15 protein-coding genes and 1 riboswitch are annotated in these 18,499 nt (G+C 69.5%); of the genes, 11 read left to right on the top strand and 4 right to left on the bottom strand.

Annotated elements, in window-relative coordinates; translation table 11 throughout:
- Positions 1-131 precede the first annotated feature (131 nt).
- Complete coding sequence (locus tag ACFWF2_RS17290; RefSeq protein WP_379308425.1) at positions 132-608, top strand: YbaK/EbsC family protein; 477 nt, start codon at positions 132-134, stop codon at positions 606-608.
- A gap of 162 nt (positions 609-770) precedes the next feature.
- On the top strand, positions 771-1,238 hold the full coding sequence (locus ACFWF2_RS17285) for a flavin reductase family protein (protein WP_379308429.1): 468 nt from the start codon (positions 771-773) through the stop codon (positions 1,236-1,238).
- A gap of 30 nt (positions 1,239-1,268) precedes the next feature.
- Here the strand turns inward: ACFWF2_RS17285 and ACFWF2_RS17280 are convergent, their stop codons facing one another.
- Complete coding sequence (locus ACFWF2_RS17280; RefSeq protein WP_379308424.1) at positions 1,269-2,585, bottom strand: aminotransferase class V-fold PLP-dependent enzyme; 1,317 nt, start codon at positions 2,583-2,585, stop codon at positions 1,269-1,271.
- A 48-nt stretch (positions 2,586-2,633) separates the two neighbouring features.
- A riboswitch (SAM riboswitch) is annotated at positions 2,634-2,748 on the bottom strand.
- Positions 2,749-3,013: 265 nt separating this feature from the next.
- Here ACFWF2_RS17280 and ACFWF2_RS17275 point away from each other — a divergent pair.
- The 6 genes from ACFWF2_RS17275 (at position 3,014) to ACFWF2_RS17250 (ending at position 13,724) form a co-directional block, all read left to right on the top strand.
- A complete protein-coding gene (locus tag ACFWF2_RS17275; RefSeq protein WP_379308423.1) occupies positions 3,014-4,144 on the top strand; it encodes an AAA family ATPase in 1,131 nt (376 codons plus the stop codon).
- 23 nt (positions 4,145-4,167) lie between these two features.
- The gene (locus tag ACFWF2_RS17270) at positions 4,168-6,363 is read left to right on the top strand and encodes a S8 family peptidase (protein ID WP_379308422.1); all 2,196 of its coding nucleotides are present in this window, start codon (positions 4,168-4,170) and stop codon (positions 6,361-6,363) included.
- Positions 6,356-7,729, top strand: a complete 1,374-nt coding sequence (locus tag ACFWF2_RS17265) for a hypothetical protein (protein WP_379308421.1) — start codon at positions 6,356-6,358, stop codon at positions 7,727-7,729. Before ACFWF2_RS17270 ends, ACFWF2_RS17265 begins: the two co-directional genes overlap by 8 nt.
- 119 nt (positions 7,730-7,848) lie before the next feature.
- A complete protein-coding gene (locus tag ACFWF2_RS17260) occupies positions 7,849-8,283 on the top strand; it encodes a MarR family winged helix-turn-helix transcriptional regulator (protein WP_379308420.1) in 435 nt (144 codons plus the stop codon).
- Between the two features lie 156 nt (positions 8,284-8,439).
- A complete protein-coding gene (locus ACFWF2_RS17255) occupies positions 8,440-12,369 on the top strand; it encodes a Pls/PosA family non-ribosomal peptide synthetase (protein ID WP_379308428.1) in 3,930 nt (1,309 codons plus the stop codon).
- Positions 12,369-13,724, top strand: coding sequence for a M1 family metallopeptidase (locus ACFWF2_RS17250; protein WP_379308419.1), 1,356 nt, complete (start codon positions 12,369-12,371; stop codon positions 13,722-13,724). The genes ACFWF2_RS17255 and ACFWF2_RS17250 overlap by 1 nt, the downstream gene beginning before the upstream one ends.
- Here the strand turns inward: ACFWF2_RS17250 and ACFWF2_RS17245 are convergent.
- Together ACFWF2_RS17245 and ACFWF2_RS17240 are read right to left on the bottom strand one after the other, a co-directional pair.
- Positions 13,709-13,894 carry a hypothetical protein gene (locus tag ACFWF2_RS17245; RefSeq protein ID WP_379037232.1) on the bottom strand — a complete coding sequence of 62 codons (186 nt, stop codon included), beginning with the start codon at positions 13,892-13,894 and terminating at the stop codon, positions 13,709-13,711. The two genes, ACFWF2_RS17250 and ACFWF2_RS17245, sit on opposite strands and share 16 nt — an antisense overlap.
- A 38-nt stretch (positions 13,895-13,932) precedes the next feature.
- Positions 13,933-14,394 carry a DUF2752 domain-containing protein gene (locus ACFWF2_RS17240; RefSeq protein WP_379308418.1) on the bottom strand — a complete coding sequence of 154 codons (462 nt, stop codon included), beginning with the start codon at positions 14,392-14,394 and terminating at the stop codon, positions 13,933-13,935.
- Between the two features lie 208 nt (positions 14,395-14,602).
- On the opposite strand from ACFWF2_RS17240, the gene ACFWF2_RS17235 reads away from it, so the two are divergent.
- The 3 genes from ACFWF2_RS17235 to ACFWF2_RS17225 all read left to right on the top strand — a co-directional run bounded on the left by ACFWF2_RS17235 (position 14,603) and on the right by ACFWF2_RS17225 (position 17,071).
- Entirely contained in the window at positions 14,603-15,655 is a 1,053-nt protein-coding gene (locus ACFWF2_RS17235; protein WP_379308417.1) for an alpha/beta fold hydrolase, read from the top strand.
- 194 nt (positions 15,656-15,849) lie between these two features.
- Positions 15,850-16,779, top strand: coding sequence for a peptidase M12 (locus ACFWF2_RS17230; protein ID WP_379308416.1), 930 nt, complete (start codon positions 15,850-15,852; stop codon positions 16,777-16,779).
- Positions 16,763-17,071, top strand: coding sequence for a hypothetical protein (locus ACFWF2_RS17225; protein WP_379308415.1), 309 nt, complete (start codon positions 16,763-16,765; stop codon positions 17,069-17,071). Before ACFWF2_RS17230 ends, ACFWF2_RS17225 begins: the two co-directional genes overlap by 17 nt.
- Positions 17,072-17,132: 61 nt before the next feature.
- Here the strand turns inward: ACFWF2_RS17225 and ACFWF2_RS17220 are convergent, their stop codons facing one another.
- Positions 17,133-18,497 (bottom strand): alpha/beta hydrolase family protein, encoded by a 1,365-nt coding sequence (locus tag ACFWF2_RS17220; protein ID WP_379308414.1) that lies wholly within the window; start codon positions 18,495-18,497, stop codon positions 17,133-17,135.
- Between the last annotated feature and the right edge of the window lie 2 nt (positions 18,498-18,499).

The following is an 18,499-nucleotide window of genomic DNA, read 5'->3' as shown; positions in this document are numbered from 1 at the left end:
GTGCCGTTGCGTAGGCGACGAAGGAGCAAGCAACGGTGCCTGACCGACGGGACAGGAGGGGCCGCGAACTCGAGCACGCCAGTGCTCCAGTTGCACAGTATATTTCCCGCAATCGACCTACTCTGGATCTCATGCGCAGGTCGTCTCTTCCGGCGGTCGCATGCCGCGTCGCCGATACCCTCATCGCCCGCGGGCATCACGGCGTCATCGTTTCCCCCGAGACGCCAGCCCCCACCGCGGCCGATGCCGCTCGGGCCATGGGCGCCCACCCCACCGCGATCATCACTTCCCAGGTCTTCCTCCTCGACAACGACCCGGTCCTGATCCTGGTCGCCTGCCATCACCAGGTCGATCTGAGCCGCACCGGCAAACGCCTGGAAGGCACCCTGATCCCCGCCCCCACCGCCCTGGTGGAGCGCATCACCGGCCAGCACATCGACGGCACCGCCCCCGTCGGCCACCCGACGAACCTCCCCACCTGGGTCGACACCGCCCTCGCCGCCCACCCCGAGGTCTGGGCTGCAGGCGGCCACCCGAACACGGTGTTCCGCACCAACTTCCGCGAACTCGTCCGCATCACCGCCGGCCTGCCGATCGAGATCGACTGAGGTCGGCCGCGCGCGATGTGCGTCAACCGGGCAGAAGGGCCCCTGTGCGAGGTTCCGGCGCGGGCGTAGTTTGGGGCGGTGAGTGAAGTGCGACGAACCCCGGCCGAGCTGGTGGTCCCCGATGATCTGAGCGGGATCACCGCCGAGCAGTACCGGGAATCGATGCGGCACTATCCGGCCGGAGTCACCGTGGTGACCATCGGCGCCGAGACCGGCCCGGTGGGCTTCACGGCGACGTCGTTCGCCTCGCTCTCCCTGGAACCACCCCTGGTGTCGTTCAACATCGCCCACACCTCGTCGAGCATCGACGCACTGCGCGCCGCCGACTCGGTCGTCATCCACTTCCTCGGCGAACACCAGCACCACCTCGCCCACCGCTTCTCCCGCACCGCCGCCGACCGCTTCACCGACCGCTCCCTGTGGACCACCCTCGACACCGGCGAACCGGTCCTGCACGGCACCCCCCTCTGGCTCCGCACCACCCTCCACCAACTCATCGACATCGGCGACCACACCCTCGCGGTCGGCCTGGTCACCCGAGTCCACGACCAAACCCACGAATCCCCCACCGCCGCCCCCCTCCTCTACTACAACGGCAAATACCACCGCCCCACCGCCCTCGACACCTGATCGGGTGGGGCGGCGGGCGACGGCGAGAACTCAGCCGATGAGGCAGGGGGCGGCGCCTGCGGGGGAAGCGGCGGTGAGGGGGCGGGTTTCGGGGGTGGGGTTCCAGAGGCCTTCGGTGGTGGTGTAGGTCCAGGTTGGGCCGGATTCGGTGAGGGTGGCGATGGCCGTGATCAGGCGGTCTACGTCGGTGGTGGTGGTGCCGAGGCCGATGCTGGCGCGGAGGGCGGCGTCGAGGCCGAGGCGGGTGAGGAGGGGGTGGGCGCAGAAGCGGCCGTCACGGATGCCGATGGCGTGTTCGGCGGAGAGGTAGGCGGCGACCTGGCCGGGGGCGTAGCCGGCGACGGTGAAGGCGACGATGCCGACGCAGTCGGGGCTGTCGGACCAGATGCGGACGATGTCCACGCCGGGAATCGCGGCCAAACCGTCGCGCAGACGGTCGGCCAGGAAGCGTTCGTTGGCAACGAGTTCGGTGGGATCGATGGCGGCCAGCGCGTCACAGGCGGCGGCGATCGCGGCCGCGCCGAGCACATTCGGCGAGCCCGCCTCGTGCCGCTGCGGCGCCGCGGCCCACTCGACCTGTTCCACACCGACTTCGCGCACCGCGCCACCACCGGCCAGGTACGGCTCGCCCGCGTCGAGCCAGTCCCGCCTGCCGACCAGCACACCGGCGCCGAACGGCGCGTACAGCTTGTGCCCGGAGAAGGCGAGATAGTCGATCCCGTTCTCACGCAGCGAAATCCGGCGATGCGGGGCCAACTGCGCCGCGTCGACGAGAATCCGCGCGCCGCACAAGTGGGCGATGGTGGCCAGCCGCTCCAGCGGCAGCACCTCACCGGTGACATTGGACGCCCCGGTCACCGCGAGCAATGCGGCGGGCTTGCTGCACAATTCGGCGACGACCCGCCGGATCGTCTCCTCGACGGTGTCGGCCGCCCGCACGACCCGACGACCGTGCGCGGTCCACGGCAGGAAGTTCGCGTGATGCTCGATATCGAGCACGACGGTCTCGCCGGGCACGCAGCCTGCCAGCAGGTTCAGCGAATCGGTGGTGTTGCGGGTGAACACGACGACCTGGTCGTCACACGCGTCGACGAACCGGGCGACGGCGCCACGCGAGGCCTCGTAGCACTCGGTGGAGATCCGCGAGGCGTAGCCCGCGCCGCGGTGCACGCTGGCGTAGTACGGCAGCAGCTGCGAGATCCGGTCGGTGACCTGCCGCAACGCGGGCGCGCTCGCCGCGTAGTCGAAGTTGGCGTAGGTGCTTGTGCCGCCCTGCACGAGCGGAACCTGCAGGTCGGCGCCGGACACGGCGGCCAGGGCACAGGTGGGGTCGATTACTGCGGTCATGACGAAATCCCGTCGGCTCAGGGACTCGTTCCCGAAAAGGGTGCTGCGAGTCCGCGCTTGCCGCGCCCACTGCGGACGGCGGCCTGGTCGTCACCCGGAGCACCCCACCGCGGAGGAGGGTTGCCGACCAGCTAGCCGGGGCTTGTCGCTGGTACTCGTGACCTGTTGACGAGAGTGACAGACGATCCAGGGAGCTGTCAACCACCACCATCGGCACGCCCGAACCGACAGGAATCGCCGACGCCGGGTCGCCACGCAACTAGCATCCGACGAAGGCGACGGCTACGCCGACGACTCGGCAGATCAACGTGGCGCTGCGGGTGGGTTCTGATGTCAAACCGGTACACAAGGGGTGAACTTTGCCCGCGATGGACGCCGTACGATCGAGTGAACCGAAATCAGTCCATGCCTTCGATCGGAAGAACACCATGTCACACGCCCTGAGCTCCACACCGGCGGACGTGAACGCCGATCTAGCAGACGAATTCGTCCACCTTGCTCGGTTGGCGATGGCAGGCCGCGAACAGGACGTCACCATGTTCGTCCGCCGCGCCGCGCGCCGGCATCGCACCGACTGCCCCGAGCTCGCCGAGGCCCTGATCGGACTGCTCAGACAGAACCCGACGCGGGCCAATCCGCTACGCGCCGAACTCGATACGCCGATCCCCGTCGACGGCGACAGCCGCCTGCCGCTGCTGCGGGTCGTGCCGCCCGGCGCCACCGCGGAGGTGCCGATCCTGCCCGCCGAGACCTACCGGGTGCTCACCCAGATCGTCGACGAACGCAAGCAGGCCGACCGTCTCGCCGCCGCCGACCTCACCCCGGCGCGCAGCCTGCTCTTCGTCGGTCCGCCCGGCGTCGGAAAGACCATGGCCGCGGCCTGGCTCGCCCATCAGCTGGAGTTGCCGCTGGTGGTGCTCGACCTGGCCACGATCATGAGCAGCCTGCTCGGCAAGACCGGCACCAACCTGCGCCACGCCATCGACTACGCCAAGCAACGACCCTGCGTGCTGCTGCTCGACGAACTCGACGCGATCGCCAAGCGCCGCGACGACGACCGCGATGTGGGCGAGCTGAAACGCCTGGTCACGGTGCTGCTGCAGCAGATCGACGACTGGCCGTCGGGCGCCGGTCTGGTGATCGGCGCGACCAACCACGCCGAGCTCCTCGACCCGGCCGTGTGGCGGCGCTTCGACGTCACCGTCGGCTTCGAGCTGCCGGAGACGACGCAGCGCGGTGAGGCGATCCGCCGCTTCGCAGGCCAACCGCTACCCGATGCCGCCGTCGACGCCGTCGCCATCGCGTCGAAAGGCTTGTCGTTCAACGATATCGAGCGCACGATGCTGCGGTTGCGGCGTCGTTGCGTGCTCGATGACCAGCCGCTGCCGGACTTGATGGCCGAGCATTCCGCGCGTCTGGTAGCTGAACTTTCGCGGACCGATCGGTTACAGCTGGCACAGACCCTGGTCGGCATGTCAGGCTTGTCTCAGCGCCAGATCAGCGCGCTGACGGGGGTGTCGCGCGATACCCTCCGTGGCTTCACGCACCGACGGCAATAACGTGCTCGCTGGGGGGATTTCGGGTGGCCGGACCGCGATTTCTGATCGGCTTCGGTGAGCGGCTGACCGCGCCGATCGCCCCCGGCAGAGGCGGTGATTCGCCGCAGCCGCCGTATACGGTCGCGCAGGCGCGGGTCCGGCTCGCGCCGATGGTGCGCGCGGCGAGCGAGAGCGCGGTGGCGCTGCCCAGGGTCGCCTGCCCGGACGACGAGACCGTCACCGCGGTCACTCTGCATCCGCAGTATGTGTCCACAAGCGGTTATCCCACCAGGCTTCTCGCGTCGATGGAGTTCGACCCGCTGGGCAGCAGGCCGGTGACGGTCGTACCGGACGGCCATGCGCCGCGAGCCAGCACGCTGCTGTTTCTCGCGACGACCCGCGCCAACCTGCGGCTGCTCGCCACTCGCATCTGCGCCGAGACTCCGTTGCGCGCCGCCGAACACGGCATCGTCAGCTTGGCCGAGTTCCGCCTCAACTCCTCCGCCGATCGGCTGAGACTGACTGCCGCCCAGCCGGATTCGGAGACCGTGGCCGAGCTGGTCCTGCACTCCGGCCGTGACATCGCCCTGCAGGGCCTGCTCGACTACTCCCGCGATCTGGATCTCGACGTCGCGATCGACCGCAGACTCGACAACGGCGGTCTCGCCTTCGTCCCGGTCACCGGCACCCACGCGGCCGTCGCCGCGCTGGCAGGCTATTCGTTCACCAGGGTGATCCGCCGCATGCCACGAATGCGGACCCAGCTCGGCCGCGATACCCGCTCCACCGCAACACTTTCGCGCTTCCGCCCTGACCTGCCGACCGCCGAGCCGACCGACCGCGAGCTCACCATCGCCGTGTTCGACGGCGGGTTGCCCGCGCGCACCCCACTGACCCGCTGGGTCGACGCGCACACTTTCGCCGACAGCGCGGCGTCGCATCGCAATTACCTCGACCACGGCCACCGGGTCACCTCGGCACTGCTGTTCGGCAGCGTCGACCCCGCGCATCCGGTGCCGGTGCCCTACGGCTACATCGACCACTACCAGGTGCTCGACGAGGACACCGACGACGACCAGTGCGAGCTGTACGCGGCCATCGACCGCATCGACAGCGTCCTGCGCCAGCGCAAATACGAGTTCGTCAATGTCAGCATCGGCCCCGAACTGCCGATCGAGGATGACGAAGTGCACGCGTGGACCGCGTTCTGGGACGACTACCTCAGCGACGGCACCACCCTGGCCACCATCGCCGTCGGCAACAACGGGGAGGCTGATCGGCCCAGTGGCAATGCGCGCGTGCAGGTTCCGGCCGACAGCGTCAACGCGCTGGCGATCGGATCGTCGGATCGCAGTGGCGCGCTGTGGAATCGGGCGCCGTATTCGGCGATCGGGCCCGGTCGTGCGCCCGGCACGGTGAAACCCGATCTGCTCGCGTTCGGCGGCAGCGACGACGAACCGTTCCATGTCGTCGGCCCGGACGGCACGGCGATCCCCGATTCCGGGACCAGCTTCGCCGCGCCGATGGCCCTGCGCGCCGCGTTGGGCGCGCGCACCCTGTTCGGCCCGAAGCTGGGCGCGCTCGACCTGAAGGCCCTGCTCGTGCACACCGCCGAACGGCGAAGCAGCTCACCGGATTCCGATTCCGGACACGGCCGCATCGCCGCGACCCTGGCCCAGCTGGTGCTGTGCGGCGACGGCGAGGCGCGGGTCCTGTACCAGGGCGAACTGACCCCGGCGAAGTACCTGCGCGCCCAGATCCCGCTGCCCGCCGCACTGCCTGCGGGCATGGTGCGGATCAGGGCGACGCTGGTCTACGCGACACCGGTCGACCCCGCCGACCCTGGCAGCTACACCCGCAGCGGCCTCGACGTCACCTTCCGTCCGCACGACGAGAAGTTCGCCGAACCGACCAGGATCCATCCGGATTCGGCCCCGTTCTTCCGCGCCACCGACCTCGACTCCGAGTCCGTCCTTCGCCGCACCGCGCACAAGTGGGACACGGTGCTGCACGCCGAGCGCAGCAAACGGGTCAACAGCCTGCGCAATCCGGTGTTCGACATCCACCACACCGCGCGCGGGTCGAGCCATGCCGCCACTGCGGCGCGGCCGATCCGGTACTCGATGGTGATCACGGTGCGCCACGCCAAGGTCGACGATCTATACGAGCGGGTGCTCAGCGCGTACGTCACCCAGCTGGAGGCCTTGCGCCCGACCGTGGACATTCCGCTCGATGTCTGAGTTCCCTGCCGAGATCTTCGTCGACCCGATCGCGGCACGACGGCTGAGCTGCCAGAGCGTGTACCGGCTGCAACACCTCGGCGCACGGAAGTTCCCCTGGCAGGAGGAGACGTTCACCGAGATCCTGCTCGGGCACCTGACCGGCGTCGATTACCGCATCGACGCGGCCTGCCCCGATTGCGTTCCACCCCAGCGCTGTTCGACGTGGGGTTCCGCGACGCGCGCACCGGCGGGCTCGCGGCTGCTGACCCGGTCCGAGGAGGGCGGCGACCGATCCCGCGCCAGGCGTGGGGTCCGGCTGCTCACCCGGCCCGAGGAGGGCGGCAACCGGGCACGCGGTAGACGCGGCGTAGGCGCCGACTTCATCTACTGCGTGCAGGATCCCTCGGGCGCGCGCGAGGTACGGCTGCTCGTCCAGGCCAAGCGGGCCAGGCGCGGTCAGCCGATCAAAGCGGCAGCGCTACCCGCCGCGCAGCGGGCCGATCTACTCGACGCCGCAACACATTTCGGTGCGACGGCCTACTACTTGTTCTACGCCGAGTCGGTGTCGGCGCACGTCGGGCAGGTGACCCGCTGCGCGGAACACACCAGCCCGTCCGACACCTCGATCGTGATCGTGCCCGCCCAGGTCTTGCGCCGCGTGTTCGACGAGGAAGGCGCGGGCTCGATCGCGGCGGCCGCGGTGTTCGAACAGGGCCGCACGCTGCTGTGCTTGGACGGCTGCACGCCCGAACCCGGGCTGTCCGCATTCGATCGTGCGCTCGAATTCGTGCGGGACGACAACCCCGCTTATCGGCCGGTCGACATCGCCGGCGGTCCGGCACGCAGCAGCTGGGCGTATGCCACGGGAGCCCATGCCGCGGAAGTGGCCACCAGCCCACCACCTCGACCCGCAACCCCCGACATCCCCACCGTCACCGTCCTCGGCAAACGCGCCAAACCCCCGCGCCGACCCCCGTCCGGCCGGGTGACCCGCGGTGGGCACCACGTGCGCGAAGGCGAGATCCTGTGGGTCGACCTGGGTGACTGGGTACCGGTCGAATCACCGGAACGCGCCGGATACGGCTGGTACCCGGGCATCACCGCGGACCGCCTGCGCGATTCCGCACGGAGGTACTGGCGACTCGCGGTCGGCCGCGCTGTCGACGTCCGATACGTGGCGGCCTGGGCGCACGGCGAGATCCGCGGCGTCTTCCAGGTGCTCGACGATTCGCTCGTCATCCACCACGACCACGACGGCAAAGTCTCCTTCGACCTGGTCGAACTCGATCCGGAATCCAGCGCCTACGCCCAGGTCGTGCGCCGCACCGACGCCTACCTCGCAGCCCGAAATCCCCGCGCCCGCAACGTCGTCGGCTACCCGTAGCCGCCCTGCGCGATTGCCCACCGGTTGCCTCGCGAAGGCGCACCGCCCAACCATCTGCCAACTCCATGGTGGACACCCCAAATGATTGAGTCCCCCCACTATTTGTTAGAGTGGCCGTCATGTCCACGAACACGAACTCCGTCCGCGGCCTGCCGCGCTACCCGGTGTACGCGCTCGGACGGCTCACCAAGGCACTGCACGCCGAGATCGACGTGCCGCTGCGCGATCACTGGGTGCTCACCTTCATCGAGGAGAACGCCGACCTGACGCAGAAGAAAGTCGGCGACGCGCTCGGTATCGACCGCAGCGAGGTCGTCCGGCTGGTCGACGCGCTCGAACGCGCAGGCCTGGTAGAGCGCACTCGCGACGGCAAGGACCGCCGCAAGTACCGGCTGCGGATCACCGATGCCGGGCGCAAGCAGTGCAAGCGCACCGACCGCCTCATCGCCGACGCCACCGCGCGGGTGCTCGAGCGGCTCGACGCCGAGGAGCAGCGCACGCTGCACCGGCTGGTGCTCACCGCGCTCGGCGAGATCCCCGAATCGCCGTCGTGATCCGCGCCGCGGCACGCCTCGCGGTGGCCGTTGCGCCACTCCTTCTCCGAGTACCGTTGGCACCTGGTGACCATCCCGTTTGCCCTCCGGTAACCCGACCGTGAAACAACAGACGACACCGATGGGGGTCAACCGATGAGAGGTGGACTGAGCGCCATGCTCGAGCCACGCACTGAGGACCCGGCGAGCCGGTTGCGTGACCCACTGTTGCGCGCCGACCTGGCCGCGCCGCCGCGCACCCTGGTGGACATCCTGACCGACACCGCCCTGGCCCACCCCGACGCACCCGCCATCGACGACGGCATTGTCGTGCTCAGCTATATGGAGCTGATCGCCGCGATCGAGGCCAGGATGGCCGAGCTCACCGCGGCGGGCGTGCGACCGGGCGACCGGGTCGGCGTGCGGATGCCCTCGGGCAGCGCGGCGCTGTACGTGACGATCCTGGCCGTCCTCTACTGCGGCGCCGCCTACGTGCCCGTCGACGCCGACGACCCGGAGGAACGGGCCAGGCTGGTGTTCGGCGAGGCCAGGGTGAGCGCGCTGGCCACCGCCGAGGGCATCGAGTCGGCCACCGCCGCCGCGGGCCGCGCACCGGCCTCGGACTGGAACACCCTGCCGACCCCCGCCGACGACGCCTGGATCATCTTCACCTCCGGCTCCACCGGCACACCCAAGGGCGTCGCGGTCACCCACCGCAATGCCGCAGCCTTCGTCGACGCCGAGGCCAGGCTGTTCCTGCAGAACGCGCCGATCGGCCCCGGCGACCGCGTGCTGGCCGGCCTGTCGGTGGCCTTCGACGCCTCCTGCGAGGAGATGTGGCTGGCCTGGCGGCACGGCGCCTGCCTGGTCCCGGCCCCGCGCGATTTGGTCCGCACCGGCGCCGACCTCGGCCCGTGGCTCATGCGCCGGGAGATCAGCATCGTCTCCACCGTCCCGACCCTGGCCGCGACGTGGCCCGCCGTGGCCCTGGACTCGGTGCGGCTGCTCATCTTCGGCGGCGAGGCCGTCCCGCCGGAGCTGGCCGAACGACTCGCCGGCGGCGCCGACCGCGAGGTGTGGAACACCTACGGCCCCACCGAGGCCACGGTCGTCGCCTGTGCCGCGCTGCTCGACGGGAACATGCCGATCCGCATCGGCCTGCCGCTGGACGGCTGGGACCTCACCGTCGTCGACCCGCAGGGCAACCCGGTGCCCGAAGGCGAGACCGGCGAACTCGTCATCGGCGGCGTCGGCCTTGCCCGCTACCTCGACCCGGCCAAGGACGCCGAGAAGTACGCCCCGCTGCCCTCGCTCGGCTGGGAACGCGCCTACCGCAGCGGTGACCTGGTCCGCAACGACCGCGACGGCCTGATCTTCCTCGGCCGCGCCGACGACCAGATCAAGATCGGCGGCAGGCGCATCGAACTCGGCGAGATCGACAACGCCCTGCAGCACCTGCCCGGCGTCAGCGGCGCGGCGGCCGCGATCCGGACGACCAAGGCGGGCAACAAGATCCTGGTCGGCTACCTCACCGGCGCGGGACCCGACTTCGACGTCAAGCAGGCCAGGAAGATACTGGCCGAACAACTTCCGGCCCCGCTGGTGCCGCGCCTCGCGGTAGTCCCCGACCTGCCGACGCGCACCTCCGGCAAGGTCGACCGCAATGCCCTGCCCTGGCCGCTGCCGAGCACCGACGAGCCCACCGAATCCGGCGGCCTCGGCGGCACCGCGGCCTGGGTGGCCGGGCTGTGGGACGCCATTCTCGGCGCCGAAGCCACCGACCTCGATGCCGATTTCTTCGATCTGGGCGGCGGCTCGCTGGCGGCGGCCCAGCTGGTCGGCGCGCTGCGCGAGCGGTATCCGCACATCACCGTCGCCGACCTCTACGACCATCCGCGCCTCGGCTCGCTCGTCGAACTGCTCGACGGCAGCGCGCCGGTCGCCGCCGTCGACGCGCGAGTCGTCGCGCCGACTCCGCTGCGCGCGCAGATCACCCAGGTGCTGGCCACGATTCCGCTGACCACCCTCACCGGCCTGCAGTGGGTCACCTGGCTGGCCGTGGTGTCGGCGATCGCCGGCTGGTCCGGCTCGCTGCCGTGGCTGCCGCGGCTGTCCTGGTGGTGGATCGTGCTGGCGTTCGTGCTGTTCATCTCGCCGATCGGCCGGATGACGCTGTGCGTGGCCGGCGCGCGGGTTCTGCTGGCGGGACTGCGGCCGGGTACGTACCCACGCGGCTCGTCGGTCCACCTGCGACTGTGGGCGGCCGTGCGGCTGTCCGAGGCCAGCGGCGCCGAAAGCCTGTCCGGCGCACCGCTGATGGTGCCGTTCGCCCGTGCGCTCGGCGCGCGGATCGGCAAGGGCGTCGACCTGCACACCCTGCCGCCGGTGACCGGCATGCTCGATCTCGGCGACGGCGCCAGCGTCGAACCCGAGGTGGATCTGTCGGGCTACTGGGTCGACGGCGATGTCGTGCACATCGGCGGCATCACCGTCGGCGACGGCGCGGTGATCGGCGCCCGTTCGATCCTGCTGCCCGGCACCAAGATCGGTAAGAAGGCCGAGATCGCCCCCGGCTCCGCGGTATCGGGCAAGGTCAAGGCCGAACAGGAATGGGCGGGTTCGCCCGCGACGAAGACCGGCAAGGCGCCGCGCCGCTGGCCCGACCACGCACCGGAACGCGCCAGGCACTGGCTGCTGGTGTTCGGCCTGTCGTCGATGGCGCTGGCCGCCATGCCCGTCCTCGGTCTCGCGGTCGGCGGCACGTTCATCGCCTGGTGGGTCCGCGAGGAGACCACCATCGGCGCCGCCGCGCTGCGCGGCTTCGCGATCCTGCCGGTCGCGACCCTGCTCAGCCTCGGCGTGTACGCCGCGGCCACCGTGATCGCCGTGCGCCTGCTCGGGATCGGCCTGCGCGAGGGCTACCACCCGGTGCGCAGCCGGACCGGCTGGCAGGTGTGGGCGACCGAACGCCTGCTCGACTCGGCACGCACCTTCCTGTTCCCGCTCTACGCCAGCCTGCTCACCCCACTGTGGCTGCGCCTGCTCGGCGCGCGGATCGGCAAGAACGTCGAAGCCTCCACGGTGCTGTTGCTGCCCAAGTTCACCGTTGTCGCCGACGGCGCCTTCCTGGCCGACGACACCATGATCGCCAGTTACGAACTCGGCGGCGGCTGGCTGCGGATCGGCGAGGCCAAGGTCGGCAAGCGTGCCTTCCTCGGCAACTCCGGCATGACCGCGGTCGGGCGCCGGGTGCCCAAGAACGGCCTGGTCGCGGTGCTCTCGGCCGCGCCGAGCAAGGCCAAGGCCGGCTCGTCCTGGCTGGGCAGCCCGCCGGTGCGCCTGCGCCGTGCGGCCGAATCCAGCGACACCTCACGCACTTTCGATCCGCCGCTGCGGCTGAAGCTGGCGCGCGCCTTCGTCGAGACCTGCCGGTTGATCCCGGTGGTGGTGACCTTCGCCATCGGTCTCGGCGTGCTGTTCGTGCTTGCCCTGATCGCCCAGCACTCCGACTACCTCGTCGCCGCCCTGCTCTCCGGCCTGGTCCTGATGGCGGCGGGCGCGGTGGCAGGGGCTCTCGCGGTCGGCGCGAAGTGGTTGCTGGTCGGGCGGATTCGCGCCGTCGAGCACCCGCTGTGGAGCTCGTTCGTGTGGCGCAACGAGGTCTCCGACGCCTTCGTCGAGACCGTCGCCGCACCCTGGTTCGCGCGCGCGGCGACGGGTACACCCGTGATGAATCTGTGGCTTCGCGGACTCGGTGCCAAGATCGGCCGCGGGGTATGGTGCGAGTCCTATTGGCTACCGGAGGCGGACCTCGTGACACTCGGTGACGGCGCGACCGTGGAACGCGGCTGTGTGGTGCAGACCCATCTGTTCCACGACCGCATCATGTCCATGGACACGGTGACGCTGGACGCGGGCGCCACCCTCGGCCCGCACTGTGTCGCCCTGCCCGCCGCCCACATCGGCGCGGGCGCCACCATCGGACCGGCGTCGCTGGTGATGCGCGGCGACGTGGTTCCGCCGTCGACCCGCTGGTGGGGCAACCCCATCTCACCGTGGACCGGCACCGCCTCGATGTCGGAGTCGAGGCAGCGCGGAGCCGCCTGATGCGGAGCAAGTTCTACGAGGATCCGATCGATACCTACCTGCCGCAGAACGGCAATCGCGGCTACCGCGTGTCCAGGTACGAGCTGGAGCTGAGCTACAAGCCCGCCAGCAACCGGCTGACCGGGCGCGCGGTGATCATCGCGGTCACCACCACGGTGCGGGCCTGGTTCACGCTCGATCTGTCGCAGGCGCTGACGGTGTCGAAGGTGTTCGTCAACGGGGCCAAGGCCGCGAAGTTCAGCCATCAGCAGAGCAAGCTCGCGGTCACCCCGCAGCAGAAGATCCCCGCGGGCGGTGTCCTGGAGATCACCGTCCACTACTCGGGTACTCCCAAACCGGTGCGCGGGCCGTGGGGCGAGGTCGGCTGGGAGGAGCTCACCGAGGGCGCGCTCGTTGCCAGTCAGCCCAACGGCGCGGCCTCCTGGTTCCCGTGCGACGACCACCCGAGTTCCAAAGCGTCCTACCGGATCTCGATCACCACCGACAGCCCGTTCTACGCCGTCGCCAACGGCACCCTGATGCGCAAGCAGGCCAAGGCCAGCCAGACCACGTGGGTGTACGAGGCGCCGGAGCCGATGGCCTGCTACCTGGCGACGATCCAGATCGGCAACTACCGCAAGCACCGGATCGGCGCGCCCGGCGAGCCGGTGCCGATGCAGGCCGTCGTGCCACCGCGGCTGCGCGTGAACTTCGACCACGACTTCGCCCGCCAACCCGAGATGATGGCGCTGTTCACCGAGAAGTTCGGCCCGTACCCGTTCGAGAACTACACCGTGGTCGTCACCGACGACGAGCTCGACATCCCGATCGAGGCGCAGGGCATCTCGGTGTTCGGCGCCAATCACTGTGACGGCAAACGCGGTTCGGAACGGCTGGTCGCGCACGAGCTGGCCCACCAGTGGTTCGGCAACAGCCTGACCCTGAAGCAGTGGCGCGATATCTGGCTGCACGAGGGCTTCGCCTGCTACGCCGAGTGGATCTGGTCGGAGGCCTCCGGTGGCCCGACCGCCGACCAGCTGGCCAGGGCGGCGCGGGCCAATCTGGCCCGCCAGCCGCAGGACATCATCGTCGGCGACCCTGGCCCCAAGGACATGTTCGACGACCGGGTCTACAAGCGCGGCGCGCTCACCCTGCACACATTGCGCCTGGAACTGCGCGACCATCTGTTCTTCGAACTGATCCGGGAATGGACCGCGCGCTATCGCCACGCCTCGGTCACCACCGAGGAATTCGTGGATCTGGCAGGCCATTACAGCGTGGCGCCGCTGCGCGGGCTGTTCGCGGTCTGGCTCGGTACCAAGCCATTGCCGCAGCTACCGCCGCTGGGCGGACAGGGACATCAGAACACCAGGTAACGCTGCGCGAGTTCCTCGACGAGGGGATCGTCGGACGGCACCATCTCGAGCGCCTCGAGGTCATCGGCTACGGAGATGCTGCGTGCGTCGTCACGCTCGGGGTCGGGGCCGTCCTCGGCGAGCTGGCGCAACAACTTCTGTCGGACTCGATCCTTCAGTGAATCGCGCATGCCTCCAGATTGCCCGCACAACGGCGCGGACACCAGTATCAGACGGGCGTGAGCCAGGTTCCCCACGGCGTGTTGCGCAAAACGGTATAGACAGCGAGCAGGCCGAAGAACGACCACACGATCACCGGGTTCAGCCCCGGCAGTCGCCAGCGTCGGCCACGCCGGGCGCGCACCAGCCAGTCGACGACGAACACCGCGAACGCGAGGACCAGCGGCACGACGAGCACATTGCTCTGCAGCGAATCGAGGATCCGGCCGTCGGTGAGATTGTGCATGGCCCGCATCCCGCCGCAGCCGGGGCAGTACACCCCGAACAGCGCGTAGACCGGGCACAGCCCGTAGGAACCCTCGACGTGCGGGTCGCGGAAGTGCAGCAGCGCCAGCGTGCCGACGCCGAGGCTGGCGGCGATCAGCGGCGGGGCCATCCGCTGCCACAACGGACGCGCCGGTTCCCGGTGCGGTGCGCCGGAGAATTCGGCCATGACGGGCGTGCTGTCCACGCTCCTACGGTAGCCGGGGCCGGTCGAGGCCGCCAGCACGCTCGCATCGCGGTGACTCGCTGTAATTTTCCGGCGATTTCGTGCGATTTCACAGTGTCTGCGCGTCCGGTAACCCAGTTCACAACAAATGGGACACTGTGACCCGCTAACACTAGCTAGCACCCGAGCTCGCACTGTACGGTGGCCTACGACACAAAGGAGTGCCGACATGCTTGCGAAGTCGATGATGACGGTAGGCGCACTGACAGCACAGTTCCGTGCCGGGCTGCGTACCCGCAGTTTCGCGACAGCGAAACTCAACACCCCCGCCGTCGAGCACCGGGTCGTCCCGGTGACCACCGCCGACGGCGCCGGCCTCAGGGTCCACGTCTACGGTCCCGACACCGCCCCCGCCCTGGTTCTCATCCACGGCTGGGCGTGCAGCATCGAATACTGGAACCCGCAGATCAGCGCCTTCGCTGGCGAGTACCGCGTGGTCAGCTACGACCAGCGCGGACACGGCGAGTCCACCCTCGGCACCGTCGCGCCCAGCGAGCACACCCTGGCCGACGACCTCGCCACCGTCCTGGACGCGACGCTGCACCCGGGCGAGAAGGCCGTCCTGGCCGGGCACAGCATGGGTGGTCTGACCATCCAGGCCTGGGCCAAGCACCACCCCGAGCAGGTATCCGAGCGCGCCGCCGCCGTGCTGCTCGCCAACACCGCCAACGGCGGCATCCGCGAGGAAACCGATCTGCTGCCGCTGTTGAACAAGCAGCTCACCCTCGCCGAATACCCGGTCACCTTCCTCGGCGCTCCGATCCGGATGCCGCAGCCGGTCAGCGAGTCGCTGCTGTTCGCGCCGCTGCCGATCCCCGGCGGCTGGTTCACCGAGCAGGTGTTCCGCAACCGCATCATGACCCCGGAGGCCTCCGACGACGAGGTCGAATTCGCGGTCGGCATCATCCGCTCCTGCCGTCCGCTCGCCCGCGGCCGCCACGCCGCCGCGATGGCCGACATGGATCTGTCGGAAGGCACCGCCAACCTGACCGTGCCGACGACCGTGATCGCGGGCGCCCAGGACCGGTTGCTCCCGCAGCGCATGTCCCGCCCGATCGTCGACATCCTGCGCCGCACCGGCCACCTGGCCGATGTGCACGTGCTGCCGCACGGCCATCTCGGCAATATCGAGGACAGCGTCGCCTTCGACGCCATCCTGCACCAGATCCTGCTTTCCGCCACCAATTCTCGGGCCACCCGCCGCAACGTCGCCGCCCGCTGACCCGAGTCGGTTCTCCTGAGCCCGGTCAACGGCGATCGGCTCAGGAGCAACTCGAGGCCAGGCCCCCGACTACCCAGGTCGGGGGCCTTTCTCGTGCCTGGAGGGGCCCGTGGATCGGGTAGTCGACTACTCGGGACCTCGTTGATTCTTCGTGGAACAGTCGCAACCACGTTGATTCCGATGAGGAGGGTCCAATGGGTACACAAAAGCACAAAGGCGACGGCCACTACTCGGCGGCGGAGGCCGAGTCCGAGATAGACGCCCTCGTCGCTCCCCCCGCCGAGGACGCGGGCTGCGTCATCCCCTCGCTGCCGCCCCGGCTGTTGGAGCGCGCGGCAGAAGTCGCCTCGCGTCTCAATCCGGCGAATGCGCCACTCACGCAGAGCGCACCGACGGAAGGCGGCCTGCCGCAAGTGGCCGAGCTGGCGGTGCTGACTTCGAAGTACTGGGGCTTTCAGCGGCGCACGCTATCGGTCAGCTTCATGGAGGCAACTGGCGCCGACCTCAGGCAGCGCATTCTCAGCCACATGAACGCCTGGGGCATCGGCGTCACTTTCGCCCTGACGAACGGCACCGGCCAGGTGCGCATTTCCCGCGCCGGACAAGGCTATTGGTCCTATCTCGGAACGGACGTCCTACTGATCCCGACGAACCGCCCGACGATGAACCTGCAGGGGTTCACGATGAACACGAGGGAGTCCGAGTACAAGCGGGTCGTGCGCCATGAGACGGGCCACACACTCGGCTTCCCACATGAGCATCTGCGCCGCGCTCTGGTCAATCGGCTCGATGTCGCCAAGACGATCGCCTACTTCCGGGACACCTTCGGGTGGAGCGAGCAACAGACACGATCGAACGTCTTGACGCCGTTGGAAGAACGCTCGATCACAGCGACGCCCAACGCTGATCAGGATTCGATCATGTGCTACCAGTTGCCCGGCCAGATCACCACGGACGGGCAGCCGATTCGCGGCGGCTCGGACATCAACGCCACCGACTTCGCCTTCGCACGTGCCATCTATCCGAGGTTCGGGCCCATTTGGACCCAGGGCGCGGACTGGGGCGAGGGCGAGGACGTCAGCGTGGACTCTGCGCTCGAGCTGGCAGATGCCACGGCTGGTTGATCTCCGCGCAGGTCCGGTCGGGGAGAGGCTGGAGCTGGCGCCCGGTGACATCGTGCTGCTACCCGCCGCGGGAGCGCGGGTGACATCGGGCTCCGCGGTCGAGGTCGGCGTGTACCAGAACGCGACCCCGCTACCGAACGGACGTGCGCTCGCGCCCGAAGGCCCGCCGGACGTGGTGCTGCTCTCCGCGCTGACGCCCGGCACCTCGACGGTGCTGCTGATGACCGGCGACCCCTTTCATGGAGCGACGCCGCAGAACTTGTCGGTGATTGTGGAAGGTTTGACTCCCTGAACCAGTTCACCGGCAGTTCAGACCAGGCCCCCGACCATCAGGTCAGGGGCCTTCTCGTTTCTCATGGCAGCAGCAGACCCCAGTACAGCGCCCACAGCGTGAACCCGATACCGCCGCAGACCACCAGCGCCCAGCGGGTTCGCGCCCCCGTGCCCGCTCCGGCGAGCATCCGGTCCCGACGGACTACGACGAAGCCGAGCGCGACCACCGCGCACACCGCGATCAGCTGCAACGCCACCCAGGACAGGGTGCGCCCGAACAGCAACGGGCCGAACGAGGTCGCCCGGGTCGAGGCGACATAGAACAGCTGCGCGACCGTGCCGACAATGCCGATCCCCGCTGCCGCCACCAGAATTCGCGCGGGCAGGGCGTTCGGCAGGCGCCAGGCTCCGGCCACGCCGGTCAGCGCGCACCCGGCGAGGGCGAGCAGGGTTCCCGCCAGCAGTGCCAGCTGGGCGGCGGTCGACTCCCACCACGCCAGCGGGGTCAGGGGTGACACCGAATGCCCTTGCACCGCAGGTTCATCCGCCTGTCCGACAGCGGAGCCGGGCAGCCCGTTCACCCAATTGCCCATCAGCTGGGCGTAGCCGGGAGCCAGCTGCTCGCCCTTGTCGAATCCGTCGGTCGTCGTGAAGCCGCCGTGCTGGGCGTCCGGCAGGGTGCGCAGGGTGTAGTTCTTCTTGCCCGCGCGATCGAAGGTCTCCTGGAAGCCGCGCAGGCTGTCGCCCGGCGGAGTCAGCCGGTCCTTGTCACCCCAGATCGCGAGCACCGGTTGCTCGATCCGTGCCAGCACCGGCAGCGGATCGAAGTCGGCCTGCGCGAACTGACCCGCACCCGCGATCTGCCGGATTCCGTTGCGCGCCAGCAGCTCTATCATCGATCCGCGGACGCCCGCCGCCGCGAATCTGGTCTCGTTGGCCCAGGTCTGCTGTGCCGCGGGCGCGCCGGAGTTGGCGCCGATGGTGATCAGGAAAGCGACATCGGCCGAGCGCGAGGTGGCGAGCGGGGCGACCCAGCCGCCTTCCGAGAGCCCCCAGAGACCGACCTGCGCGGGGTTCACCTCGGGCCGATTCCGCAGTGCGGCGATGCCCGCCAGCGCGTCGTCGGCGAGCAGGGAGAAGTCGCGGTGGGCGGGCGTGTAGTCCTCGGTGCGCTTCTCGTAGTGCAGCGCGACGATGCCCTGCCGAGCCAGCGCCTCCGCGACCTGGGCGTATTGGGGGCTGCGGGCGGTGCCCGAGCCGTGGACGAGCACGACGCCAGGTCTGCCGGTGGCGCCGGCGGGTGCGTGGATCGTGCCGGTTGTCGTCGTCCCGTCGGAGCGGGTGAAGGTGATGTCGGTAGTGGTGAGATCGTTCGCGTGCGCGAGCGGGGCGCCGATCAGCACTGCGGCGAATACGCTGGTGGCCAGGACAATTCGAAGAAGCATGA

Source organism: Nocardia sp. NPDC060259, assembly GCF_042728775.1.
Lineage (GTDB): Bacteria > Actinomycetota > Actinomycetes > Mycobacteriales > Mycobacteriaceae > Nocardia.
This window is presented reverse-complemented; position numbering and strand designations above follow the sequence as displayed.